Annotated in this window: 11 protein-coding genes and 1 riboswitch; of the genes, 10 read left to right on the top strand and 1 reads right to left on the bottom strand. The window is 41.1% G+C overall.

Features of this window, described 5'->3' with window-relative positions; genetic code table 11:
* The first annotated feature begins 332 nt into the window (after positions 1-332).
* From V5M37_RS22775 to V5M37_RS22740, 8 genes are all read left to right on the top strand, one after another.
* Positions 333-2,039 carry an AMP-binding protein gene (locus V5M37_RS22775; RefSeq protein WP_423799263.1) on the top strand — a complete coding sequence of 569 codons (1,707 nt, stop codon included), beginning with the start codon at positions 333-335 and terminating at the stop codon, positions 2,037-2,039.
* A 165-nt stretch (positions 2,040-2,204) separates the two neighbouring features.
* Positions 2,205-2,789 carry a TetR/AcrR family transcriptional regulator gene (locus V5M37_RS22770; RefSeq protein ID WP_378584250.1) on the top strand — a complete coding sequence of 195 codons (585 nt, stop codon included), beginning with the start codon at positions 2,205-2,207 and terminating at the stop codon, positions 2,787-2,789.
* A 24-nt stretch (positions 2,790-2,813) separates the two neighbouring features.
* The gene (locus tag V5M37_RS22765) at positions 2,814-3,587 is read left to right on the top strand and encodes an enoyl-CoA hydratase (protein WP_423799262.1); all 774 of its coding nucleotides are present in this window, start codon (positions 2,814-2,816) and stop codon (positions 3,585-3,587) included.
* A 113-nt stretch (positions 3,588-3,700) separates the two neighbouring features.
* A complete protein-coding gene (locus tag V5M37_RS22760) occupies positions 3,701-4,474 on the top strand; it encodes an electron transfer flavoprotein subunit beta/FixA family protein (RefSeq protein ID WP_423799261.1) in 774 nt (257 codons plus the stop codon).
* Between the two features lie 41 nt (positions 4,475-4,515).
* Complete coding sequence (locus tag V5M37_RS22755) at positions 4,516-5,493, top strand: electron transfer flavoprotein subunit alpha/FixB family protein (protein ID WP_378584247.1); 978 nt, start codon at positions 4,516-4,518, stop codon at positions 5,491-5,493.
* Between the two features lie 168 nt (positions 5,494-5,661).
* Positions 5,662-5,976 (top strand): thioredoxin, encoded by a 315-nt coding sequence (gene trxA, locus V5M37_RS22750; RefSeq protein ID WP_423799260.1) that lies wholly within the window; start codon positions 5,662-5,664, stop codon positions 5,974-5,976.
* Positions 5,977-6,106: 130 nt separating this feature from the next.
* A complete protein-coding gene (gene uvrC / locus V5M37_RS22745; protein ID WP_423799259.1) occupies positions 6,107-7,882 on the top strand; it encodes an excinuclease ABC subunit UvrC in 1,776 nt (591 codons plus the stop codon).
* Positions 7,883-7,948: 66 nt separating this feature from the next.
* Positions 7,949-8,126: riboswitch (Lysine riboswitch) on the top strand.
* A gap of 103 nt (positions 8,127-8,229) precedes the next feature.
* On the top strand, positions 8,230-9,447 hold the full coding sequence (locus V5M37_RS22740; protein WP_423799258.1) for an aspartate kinase: 1,218 nt from the start codon (positions 8,230-8,232) through the stop codon (positions 9,445-9,447).
* A gap of 95 nt (positions 9,448-9,542) precedes the next feature.
* On the opposite strand, the gene V5M37_RS22735 is transcribed toward V5M37_RS22740, so the two are convergent.
* Positions 9,543-9,986: a YslB family protein gene (locus V5M37_RS22735; RefSeq protein ID WP_423799257.1), complete on the bottom strand. Its 444-nt coding sequence runs from the start codon at positions 9,984-9,986 to the stop codon at positions 9,543-9,545.
* A 420-nt stretch (positions 9,987-10,406) separates the two neighbouring features.
* Here V5M37_RS22735 and V5M37_RS22730 point away from each other — a divergent pair, with 420 nt between their 5' ends.
* A complete protein-coding gene (locus V5M37_RS22730; protein WP_213144665.1) occupies positions 10,407-11,015 on the top strand; it encodes a succinate dehydrogenase cytochrome b558 subunit in 609 nt (202 codons plus the stop codon).
* Between the two features lie 59 nt (positions 11,016-11,074).
* The gene (gene sdhA, locus V5M37_RS22725; RefSeq protein ID WP_423799256.1) at positions 11,075-12,826 is read left to right on the top strand and encodes a succinate dehydrogenase flavoprotein subunit; all 1,752 of its coding nucleotides are present in this window, start codon (positions 11,075-11,077) and stop codon (positions 12,824-12,826) included.
* The last annotated feature ends 18 nt before the right edge of the window (positions 12,827-12,844 follow it).

Genomic DNA, 12,844 nt, shown 5'->3' with positions numbered 1-12,844 from the left:
GAGTTTGTGGAAACATTAGCAAAAGTACTAATAGGATTATGCGGACTATTCGTGGTGCTGGGCGTTATCTATCTCTTATTTTAACTTAAGGAAAATCACCGTGTGAAATTATTGCACGGTGATTTTTTATTTTATAAACATAATGATTACGAAAAAAATCATGAATTTGAAACGTGAATAGACTAGATAAACTATTGCTTATTTAGTTGATAGACAAAAGGTAGTAATTATTTCAAGATATGGAAATGTAAATTGTTTATTGTAAAAATTTGTTCTATAATAGGTTTAGATGTTGGAATTTTCACAATTTAATAAACATAAGGGGGCATATTATGTCGGAGTTAAAACCGTGGTTGAAAAATTATCCTAAAGAAGTACCTGCCACACTGGAATACTCCACAGAACCAGTACACAAATACTTGGAAGTAACAGCCAAGAAGTTTCCGGATAAAGTGGCACTCCACTTTATGGGGAAGGAGCTTACCTTTAAACAGCTCTATGAAGATGCCCAAAGCTTTGCCGGCTATCTGCAGGCGAATCTTGGAGTTCAAAAGGGTGACCGGGTTGCAATTATGCTTCCGAATAGCCCGCAAAATGTTATCTGCTTCTTCGGAATTCTGATCGCCGGCGGGGTAGTCGTGGAAACCAATCCATTATACACAGAACGGGAGCTTGAACACCAAATGAATGATTCAGGCGCAAAGGTCATTGTCACAATGGATATCCTTTACCCGCGCGCCGCAAAAGTAATGCCGCACACTGATTTAAAACACATCATTGTTACCGCTATCAAAGATTTCCTCCCATTTCCTAAAAACTTAGTTTACCCTTACATCCAGAAAAAACAATACGGAATTGTTGTAAATGTAAAACATGAGGGCAGCACCCACTTGCTGACAGATGTTTTAAAACAAAAAAAGAAAAAAATAATGGAATATGACTTCAATATTGATGAAGATATTGCCTTGCTTCAATATACCGGTGGAACGACCGGCGTGGCCAAAGGTGTCATGCTAACCCATAAAAATGTGAATGCCAATACCACGATGAACCAGGCCTGGGTCTTTAAAGCTCAGCCAGCAAAAGAAGTCATCTTGGGCATATTGCCGTTCTTCCATGTCTTTGGATTAACCACGGTTATGATTCTGTCCGTAAAGATGGCTGCTAAATTAATTTTAATGCCTAAATTTGATGCGCTTGAGACGTTGAAAACGATACAAAAACACTGTGTAACACTTTTTCCGGGAGCACCAACGATTTTTATCGGCCTGTTAAAACATCCAGATTTGAAAAGATATGATTTATCATCAATTGAGGCATGTATCAGCGGCTCGGCTCCGCTTCCCCATGAAGTCCAGGAAAAATTTGAGGCAATTACAGGCGGTAAGCTTGTCGAGGGCTATGGTCTTTCAGAAGCATCACCAGTTACTCACTCCAACTTCTTATGGGGGGCAGTAAGAGTTAAGGGCAGTATCGGTGTTCCGTATCCTGATACGGATTCCAAAATTGTATCTTCTGAAACAGGAGAAGAGATGCCTGCTGGAGAAATTGGCGAACTCATCATTAAAGGTCCACAGGTAATGAAGGGATACTGGAATCGTCCCGAGGAGACAGCGCAAACAATAAAAGACGGCTGGCTGTATACAGGTGATCTGGGATACATGGATGAAAACGGTTATTTTTATGTGGTTGACCGGAAGAAAGACATGATTATCGCCGGCGGATTTAATATTTATCCGCGCGAAATAGAAGAAGTTTTATATGAACATCCCGATGTTGTCGAAGCAGTCGTCGCGGGTGTGCCTGACCCTTATCGGGGTGAAACGGTTAAGGCGTACATTGTTTTAAAAGAGGGCGTAACGGTTACTGCTGAGGAAATGAACAAGTATGCCAGAAAATTTCTTACTGCTTATAAAGTGCCAAGACTTTACGAATTCAGAAGTGAACTTCCGAAAACCGCTGTAGGAAAAATACTGCGAAGAATGCTGGTCGAAGAGGAAATTCAAAAATTAGAAGACGAGGCTAAAAAGCACGCGTAACTTGTCAAATATTAATTTTTAAAATATTATGAAGAAAATAGCTTGTCTTTCTTGACAGAAAGTTATATAAAAACTATTATAAAAATATGAATGATGATTCATTCATATTTTTTTCTTTTTTAATTTAATTGGTTTGTAAATTTTTCTTCAAAGGGGGGAACGTAAGTGAAAAAAATGAAACCAAAATACATGCAAATTATCGATGCTGCAGTGATTGTCATCGCTGAAAACGGCTACCACCAAGCCCAGGTTGCAAAGATTGCCAAGCAAGCAGGAGTGGCTGATGGCACGATTTATTTGTATTTTAAAAACAAAGAAGACATCCTTATCTCACTCTTTGAAGAAAAAATGGGTAGTTTCGTTGAAAAAATAGATGAAGAAATTGCAGGAAAAAAGACGGCGGCAGAGAAATTATTAGTGTTGGTGGAAACTCATTTTCAGCTTCTATCTGAAGACCATCATATGGCAATCGTCACACAGCTGGAATTACGCCAATCCAATAAGGAATTGCGGATGCGGATCAATAATGTTCTTAAAGGCTACTTGCAGGTGATCGACAAGATTATCATTGAAGGCATAGAAACTGGTGAGTTCTCAGAAACCCTGGATGTTCGACTGGCCCGGCAAATGGTCTTTGGCACCATTGATGAAATCGTTACTTCATGGGTGTTGAACGAGGAGAAGTTTAACTTAACAGCGCTTGCACCTAAAGTCCATCGTCTTTTAATCAACGGGTTTGCAGGCTGCTAGATCACAAATTAGAGGAGGGATACTATGGATTATTTAAAATGGTCAGTGGAGGACTCCATCGCAACCATTACGTTGCAGCGTCCTCCGGCAAATGCGCTTTCATCAGGCCTCTTACGGGAATTAACCGCAGCACTAGATGAAATTGAACCAAGCCGCGAGATCAGAGCAGTTGTCATCCATGGTGAAGGACGCTTTTTCTCGGCAGGTGCCGATATTAAAGAATTTACAACGGTAAGTTCTTCAGAAGGTTTTTCAAACCTCGGCAAATTTGGACAAGATTTGTTTGACCGGATGGAGAAATTTCCAAAACCTATTATTGCCGCAATCCACGGTGCAGCACTAGGCGGCGGGCTGGAACTAGCTATGTCATGCCATATCCGTCTTGTTAGTGAAACCGCAAAACTAGGGCTTCCTGAATTGCAGCTTGGGATCATTCCAGGCTTTGCTGGTACCCAGCGTCTGCCAAAATATGTTGGCACTGCAAGAGCAGCAGAGATGATGTTAACATCCGAGCCAATCACTGGATTGGAAGCGGTTCAATATGGATTGGCTAACCATGCTTATCCGGAAAATGAAGTCTTGGAACAAGCCTATAAAATGGCTGGAAAAATTGCCAAGAAGAGCCCTGGCTCTGTCAAAGCCGCTATTGAACTATTAAACTATTCAAAAACAAAAGAATTTTATGAAGGTGTAAAGCGGGAATCAGAACTATTTGGTGAAGTATTTGTTTCTAAAGATGCCAAAGAAGGCATTCAAGCCTTTATTGAAAAAAGAGAACCTCATTTTAAAGGTGAATAAACTTTCCTAGTCCTCCGAGCGAGTGCTCGCTAGGAAGCTTATTATATTTTTTTATAAAAAATTTTCTCAATCTTTCAAACTAAACAAATGTTTGAATATTTAGGAGGGTAACCATGAACATTTTTGTGTTAATGAAAAGAACCTTTGATACAGAGGAAAAAATTACGATTTCCGGCGGCAAAATCAATGAAGACGGTGCTGAATTCATCATTAACCCTTATGATGAATACGCCATCGAAGAAGCGATTCAGGTCCGTGATGCAAACGGCGGCGAAGTAACTGTTATTTCTGTCGGCAACGAAGAAGCTGAAAAGCAATTGCGTACTGCGCTTGCCATGGGTGCAGATAAGGCTGTTCTCATCAATACTGAGGATGATGTTGAAAACGGCGACCAATTTACAACTGCCAAAATTCTTGCTGAATACTTAAAAGATAAAAATGCTGACTTAATCCTTGGCGGAAATGTTGCCATCGACGGCGGATCTGGCCAAGTTGGACCGCGTGTGGCTGAACTTCTAAATATTCCTTATGTAACTACTATTACAAAGCTGGAAATTGACGGAACAAAGGCGACCGTTACTCGTGACGTTGAAGGGGATTCTGAAGTAATCGAAACAAGCCTTCCGCTTTTAGTTACTGCCCAGCAAGGCTTGAACGAGCCGCGCTATCCATCATTGCCAGGTATCATGAAGGCAAAGAAAAAGCCTCTTGATGAGCTGGAATTAGATGATCTTGATCTTGAAGAAGATGATGTGGAAGCAAAAACAAAAACAATTGAAATTTACCTGCCGCCAAAGAAAGAAGCAGGCAAGGTTTTATCTGGCGATTTAGCCGACCAAGTAAAAGAACTTGTTCAACTGCTCCACACTGAAGCAAAAGTAGTCTAATCGGTTTATCATAAAAATTGATTTGCAGGAGGTAAACACTAATGTCTAAAAAAGTATTAGTTTTAGGAGAAGTTCGCGACGGATCCTTACGTAATGTATCTTTTGAAGCAGTTGCTGCAGCTAAAACTGTTGCTGAAGGCGGAGAAGTAGTAGGAGTATTGCTTGGAGAAGCAGTACAAAGCCTTGGTGCAGAATTAATTCAATCCGGTGCAGACCGCGTCGTCGTTGTTGAAAATGAAAAATTAAAGCAGTATACATCAGATGGCTATTCTCAAGCACTATTAGCTGTCATTGACCAAGAAAAGCCTGAAGGTCTTGTTTTCGGTCATACAGCACTTGGGAAAGACCTTTCTCCAAGAATTGCTGCTAAGCTTTCATCAGGTCTAATTTCTGATGCTACAGCTGTTGAAGTGGCTGGCGGAAACGTTGTCTTTACAAGACCAATCTATTCTGGTAAAGCATTCGAAAAGAAAATTGTGACTGACGGTTTAATCTTTGCAACCGTTCGACCAAATAACATTGCTCCACTTGAAAAAGATGAGTCAAGAAGCGGCGAAGTTTCTTCCCTTTCTGTAGAAATCAAAGACCTTCGCGCCATCGTTAAAGAGGTAGTCAGAAAAGCTACTGAAGGTGTAGACCTGAGCGAAGCAAAAGTCGTTATTTCCGGCGGACGCGGCGTGAAGAGCGCGGAAGGCTTTGCACCTCTAAAAGAATTGGCTGCTGTATTAGGCGGAGCAATAGGAGCTTCCCGCGGTGCGTGTGACGCTGAATACTGCGATTACTCACTGCAAATCGGGCAAACTGGTAAGGTTGTAACTCCAGACCTATACATTGCCTGCGGTATTTCCGGCGCTATCCAGCATCTTGCGGGTATGTCCAACTCTAAAGTTATTGTAGCCATTAACAAAGATCCTGAAGCAAACATCTTCAAAGTGGCAGACTATGGTATCGTTGGTGACTTGTTCGAAGTTGTTCCACTTTTAACGGAAGAGTTTAAAAAACTTAAAGTTCATTCATAATAAATAATGGGGGCGAGCGGGATGTTCCGCTCGCCTTTATCATGAGTTTGCATAGAATACTTACTAGGCAAAAAGGGAAAATTACCTGCGAAACAGATTATTAGCGTGATTTTCCAAACGATGTTATACTTTCGTTAGATTTAAGTATTAATTAGGGAGGCAATGAAAATGGCTATTGCACACGTAACAGATCAAAACTTTGCGGCTGAAACAGGTTCAGGTCTTGTTCTTGTAGATTTCTGGGCACCATGGTGCGGACCTTGCAAAATGATTGCGCCAGTTTTAGAAGAGCTTGATTCTGAAATGGGAGATAAAGTAAAAATTACGAAACTTGACGTGGATGAAAATCCACAGACAGCTTCAAATTTTGGAGTCATGAGCATTCCAACTTTACTAGTGTTGAAAAACGGTGAAGTTGTTGATAAAACTGTCGGCTTCCAACCAAAAGAAGCTTTAGCTGGCTTACTTCAAAAGCATCTATAAGCCTCAATTAAAATAACCTTAACCGGTACAACGGTTAAGGTTTTCTTTTTTCTAAAGACTCCCTCTTTAATTTACTGGCGGATTGATTTAAAATTTGAAGAGAAACTCTAAGTGGAGAGGAGCGGCCGGAATGAATGAAACCATTAAACAAAAGTTAACACTGCTGCCGGACCAGCCCGGCTGCTACTTGATGAAGGATCGTCAAGGATCGATTATCTATGTTGGTAAGGCGAAAGTATTAAAGAACCGTGTCCGGTCTTATTTTACCGGTTCGCATGACGGGAAAACACTGCGCTTGGTAAACGAGATTGAAGACTTTGAGTATATCGTGACCTCATCCAATATCGAAGCACTTCTGCTTGAATTAAATTTAATAAAAAAATATGACCCGAAATATAATGTCATGCTTAGGGATGATAAGACTTATCCATTTATTAAGCTGACTGCGGAAAGACACCCAAAGCTAATCATTACAAGAAAAGTAAAAAAGGATAAAGGTAAGTATTTTGGTCCATATCCCAACGTAGGGGCGGCCAACGAAACAAAGAAACTGCTTGACCGGATTTACCCGCTCCGCAAATGTTCTACGCTTCCTGACCGAGTTTGCCTCTATTATCACTTGGGTCAGTGCCTGGCACCTTGCGTGAATGAGGTTTCAGAAGAACAGTATAAACAAATGACCGATGAAATTACCCGCTTTTTAAATGGCGGTTATAAGGAAATAAAAAAGGACCTGACTGAAAAAATGCAGGCTGCCGCGGAAGAGCTTGATTTTGAAAGAGCAAAGGAATTCCGTGACAAAATCATTCATATTGAAACAATCATGGAAAAACAAAAGATCACGATGACTGATTTTACTGACCGTGATGTATTCGGCTATGCCGTTGACAAAGGCTGGATGTGTGTTCAAGTATTTTTTGTGCGGCAAGGGAAGCTGATTGAACGAGACGTTTCGATGTTCCCTATCTATAATGAGCCGGAAGAAGAAATCCTTACCTTCCTCGGCCAATTTTATCAAAAGACGAACCATTTTAAACCGAAGGAAATTCTCATCCAGGACGATGTGGATTTGCAGATGGCTGAGCAGTTATTGGAAGTAAAAGTCATCAAGCCGCAGCGGGGTCAGAAAAAGGACCTTGTCAAAATGGCAATTAAAAATGCGAAAATCGCTTTGAATGAAAAGTTCTCTCTTATTGAAAAAGATGAGGAAAGAACGATCAAAGCCGTTGAAAACCTCGGAGAAATGCTTGGCATATATACGCCCCACCGGATCGAGGCCTTTGATAACTCTAACATTCAAGGAACAGACCCGGTGTCAGCGATGATTGTTTTTACAGACGGCAAAGCAAACAAGCGGGAATATCGGAAATATAAAATTAAGTCTGTTGAAGGCCCGGATGATTATGAATCGATGAGAGAGGTAACGAGACGAAGATACTCGAGGGCTCTAAAGGAAGAGCTTCCGCTGCCTGATTTGATCATCATTGACGGTGGAAAGGGACATGTGGAAGCTGTCCGCGATGTACTAGAAAATGAATTGGGGCTGGACATTCCTCTTGCTGGACTGGTCAAGGATGAGAAGCACCGCACATCACAGCTTATGTATGGGAATCCATTAGAAATTGTAGCGCTTGCCCGGAATAGCCAGGAATTTTATTTACTCCAGCGAATCCAGGATGAAGTTCACCGTTTTGCGATTACCTTCCACCGGCAGACACGCGGTAAAACTGCATTCCAATCCTTACTTGACGACATTCCTGGGATTGGCGAAAAACGCAAGAAGCAGCTATTAAAGGAATTTGGCTCCGTTAAGAAAATGAGAGAGGCAACCCTTGAGGAATTTAGAGGGATTGGCATTCCCCAAAATGTGGCAAAAGAATTAATAAAAAAACTTCAGTCACAATAATTGTCACTCTAATATTACTATGCTATAATGAATAAAAATTTAATAGACTATCACTTTTATAAGTAAAGTGAAGGTAGAGGTGCGAGCTTCAAGAGTAAAGGCCTGGAGAAGGATGAGCTTCAACGATAGGCTTTGAAAGGGAATGTTCGCCGAAGTAGGGAAACTCTCATTATTTTCTCCGCTGGTTCGTCATTGAAAAAATGCCGGATTGTCAAGACCGTTGTCTTGGAGCGCTATCTTTCATTGTCTACTAACGCGAAAATGTTAATTTTGTGTTTTCAAAGCAATGGGATGTGCTCCCATTGCTTTTTATTTTTTTACAAGAATGACTGAGAGAAGGGGAAGACATGGGTTTAATAGTACAGAAATTTGGCGGGACCTCCGTTGGCAACATTGAAAAAATTCTAAATGTCGCAGAAAGTGTGCAGGGGGAAAAGGAACGTGGAAACCAAGTAGTGGTCGTTGTTTCGGCGATGGGAAAATCGACAGACCAGCTTGTTAATATGGCAAAGGAAATATCCGAGCAGCCGAATAAGCGGGAAATGGATATGCTGCTCTCAACTGGTGAGCAGGTGACGATCGCATTGCTTTCGATGGCTTTAAACCAAAAAGGACTGGAAGCAGTTTCCTTTACAGGCTGGCAGGCTGGAATTATGACAGAGCCTGTTCACGGCAATGCAAGGATTTCAAAAATAAACACTGATGCTGTTCAAAACCAGCTTGATGCTGGAAAAGTCGTCATTGTGGCCGGATTCCAAGGGGTTACTGAAGACGGGGAAATCACTACGCTCGGACGCGGGGGTTCCGATACAACTGCCGTTGCGTTGGCGGCTGCGCTAAATGCGGATAAATGTGATATTTATACCGATGTAACCGGGGTATATACAACGGATCCCCGTTATGTCAAGAACGCTCGGAAATTATTATCAGTATCGTATGATGAAATGCTTGAACTGGCCAATCTGGGTGCGGGAGTTCTACATCCAAGAGCGGTCGAGTTTGCAAAAAATTATAATGTAAGGCTCGAGGTCCGCTCTAGCATGGAGAAGGTTGAAGGAACTGTAATTGAGGGGGAAGCAACGATGGAACAAAATTTAGTCGTACGCGGAGTCGCGTTTGAAGATGGAATTACACGGGTTACTGTTTTAGGGCTTAGAAATTCATTAACAAGCTTATCAACTATTTTTACGACATTGGCCAAAAATCACATTAACGTGGATATTATTATTCAAAGCACAACAGAAGAGGGAGCAGCCAATCTCTCCTTTTCCATCCATACCGATGATTGGATCCCAACCTTAAATGTGCTCGAAAGCAATAAAGAAACACTTGCCTATGACCAGCTTGATGCTGAGAATAAACTGGCAAAGGTATCAATTGTTGGTTCCGGAATGATTTCTAATCCTGGTGTGGCTGCGAAAATGTTTGAGGTTCTTGCCAACAGCAATATTCCTGTAAAGATGGTCAGCACCTCAGAAATCAAAGTATCGGCTGTAGTAGAAGAAAAAAATATGCTCAAAGCAGTAGAAGCCCTGCACGAGGCATTTGAACTTGGGCAAAATTAAATGAAAACTCGCCGATTGGCAAGTCCGTTAGGACGGTTCATGAGGCGTAGTTGATTTTGTGCGTTAAGAAAAAGGGGGCTTTGCCCCCCTTTCTTTTAGTCTTTATCCCATTTGACGGTGAAGCAAACTTTGTTAGATTTTTTTACCGGGTGTTCGAAGGTTTCCGCAATAGCCCCTTTTTGGACTTCGATTTGCTGAGCAAGGAAGCCGGCTTCAAGTTGAAAGAAGTTTTCCGCTTTTGATTTAACACGCGATACAATCATTGGACTTGCCAACTCGAATTCCAGCTCATTTTTTGCTTCCTTCTTAATTTCTAACTCACCCCATGAAGCTTTTGCAAAAAAATCTATCAGGCTTTCGTAGCTTTCCAAAGGATATTTTCGAGCGAGGCGTTTCCCTGCCCAGTAAAGAATTTCAGGAGTGTCCTTGCCGAAAATCTCAGGGAGAAGAACTTCTCTAATTAATTCATAGCCAAATATAGAGACTGTCCTTGGTTCAGGCGTTTGTAGATCTTGGTCCATTACTGCACTATCTTTCATTTACTTCCCCTCTTTCTATCATTCTATTATATACAAATCGAGTTCTGTTTCAGTACAGTTTTCTAATAATGTAAAGAAGTCGCAAAGAAATTTATTATTTTACAATATATGTTCTTATTTCTTATCATAATTATCGTTTCCGATATAGGAAAAAAATTCTCCCGTAAGATGTTGGTAATTACAAGCAAAAATAAAGCGCTTACAAAACGATAACATGCTGAAATTCATATCTATCATAATATCAATATATTATAAAAATTTTAGTTTTCAACGCTTTTTTATGTATCCGTTTCCTTGACGCTCTATGATGTTGGGAGTAAAATGGACATGTCACATAATTGTCACAGTGATGCTAGGTTATATTAATGAAGGAAGTAAAAACTTAACATCATTTTTTAAAATTTAAAAGGGGGTAAATCAATGGCGGGGAATCGCGAATTTTTCAATCGGAGACTGCACTCGTTGCTTGGGGTTATCCCAATCGGGGTATTCATTGTTCAGCACCTGATTGTCAACCACTTTGCAACAGAAGGAGTGGAATCCTTCAACAAGGCAGCAAATTTCATGGGGACACTTCCGTTCCGTATTGTCCTTGAAACAGTAGTAATTTATTTACCTTTGCTGTTCCATGCAATCTATGGTCTGTACATTGCATTTACAGCAAAAAACAATGTTTCAAGATTTGGTTTCTTTAGAAACTGGATGTTCCTGCTTCAGCGTGTATCAGGGGTAATCACTCTTATTTTTATCGCATGGCATGTGTGGGAAACACGTATTGCCGCTGCATTTGGTGCTGAGGTTAACTTCCAAATGATGCATGATATTCTTTCTTCACCAGTCATGTTTGCATTTTATGTAATTGGTATTATTTCAGCTATTTTCCACTTTGCGAACGGATTATGGTCTTTCATGGTAAGCTGGGGTATTACGCAATCCCCACGGTCACAAACTATTGCTACATATTTTACGATGGTAGTTTTCGTACTTCTATCAATCGTAGCCGTTCAAACTCTATTAGCTTTTGTTTGATAAATTAATGATTTCTTGATTGGAAAAATATTGGATTTGGATTAAGGGAGTGAGTCACGATGAGTAAAGGTAAGGTGATCATTGTCGGTGGCGGATTGGCCGGCTTGATGGCAACTATTAAAGTTGCAGAACACGGAACTCCTGTAGAATTATTTTCTCTTGTTCCTGTTAAACGCTCTCACTCTGTTTGTGCCCAAGGCGGTATTAATGGAGCAGTAAATACTAAAGGTGAAGGGGATTCCCCATGGATTCACTTTGATGATACGGTTTACGGCGGAGATTTCTTGGCTAACCAGCCTCCGGTTAAGGCTATGTGTGATGCCGCGCCTGGTATTATCAATTTATTTGACCGGATGGGTGTTATGTTTAACCGTACTCCGGAAGGTCTATTAGACTTCCGCCGTTTCGGGGGAACTCAACACCACAGAACTGCATTTGCTGGTGCAACAACTGGTCAGCAGCTTTTATATGCATTAGATGAGCAGGTTCGCCGCCACGAGGTAGCAGGACTTGTTACTAAATATGAAGGCTGGGAGTTTTTAGGTGCAGTCGTTGACGAGGAAGGCGTTTGCCGTGGAATCGTTGCCCAAGACTTAAAAACAATGGAAATCAAATCATTCGTTGCGGATGCCGTAATTATGGCAACTGGCGGACCTGGTATTATCTTTGGTAAATCTACAAACTCAGTAATTAACACTGGTTCTGCAGCATCGATTGTTTATCAGCAGGGTGCATATTATGCGAACGGTGAAATGATTCAGATTCACCCAACTGCCATCCCTGGTGACGATAAACTTCGCTTAATGAGTGAATCTGCACGTGGTGAAGGCGGCCGTGTTTGGACATACAAAGACGGAAAGCCTTGGTACTTCCTAGAGGAAAAATATCCTGCATACGGAAACCTGGTACCACGTGATATCGCAACACGTGAAATTTTTGATGTCTGCGTTAATCAAAAATTGGGTGTTAACGGTGAAAACATGGTATTCCTTGACCTATCTCATAAGGATCCTCATGAATTGGATGTTAAACTTGGCGGTATCATTGAAATTTATGAAAAATTCGTTGGTGATGACCCGCGTAAAGTTCCAATGAAAATTTTCCCTGCCGTTCACTATTCAATGGGCGGACTTTGGGTTGATTATGACCAAATGACTAGCATTCCTGGACTTTTTGCTGCCGGAGAATGTGATTATTCTCAGCATGGTGCGAACCGTCTTGGAGCAAACTCACTTCTTTCCGCTGTATTTGGTGGAATGGTTGCTGGACCAAATGTAGTCAAGTATATTGAAGGTCTTGAAAAGAGCTCTGATGCTGTTTCTTCTACTGTCTTTGACCGTCATGTTAAAGAGCAGGAAGAAAAGTGGAACAAAGTTATGTCATTAGACGGTAATGAAAATGCCTATGTTCTTCATAAAGAGCTTGGGGAATGGATGACCGATAACGTCACAGTAGTACGTTACAATGACAAGCTATTAAAAACAGATGAAAAAATCCAAGAACTATTAGAGCGTTATAACAAAATCAACATTAACGATACATCTAAATGGAGCAACCAGGGAGCGGCATTCACTAGACAGCTGCAAAACATGCTTCAATTGGCCCGCGTTATTACGCTTGGCGCATACAACCGTAATGAAAGCCGCGGCGCCCATTATAAGCCTGAATTCCCTGAACGGAATGATGAGGAATTCATGAAGACAACAATGGCTAAGTTTACAGATGCGAAAACTGCCCCAGCTTTCCATTATGAAGATATTGATGTGTCTTTAATTCAACCACGTAAGCGCGACTATACAACAAAACACTAAAAGGAAAGGGGAGAAGAT

Origin of the sequence: Neobacillus sp. SAB-20_R2A (genome assembly GCF_049568635.1) — a bacterium.
Lineage (GTDB): Bacteria > Bacillota > Bacilli > Bacillales > Cytobacillaceae > Neobacillus > Neobacillus citreus.
Note: the sequence above shows the minus strand (reverse complement) of the source record. Positions and strands in the feature narration are given on the sequence as shown.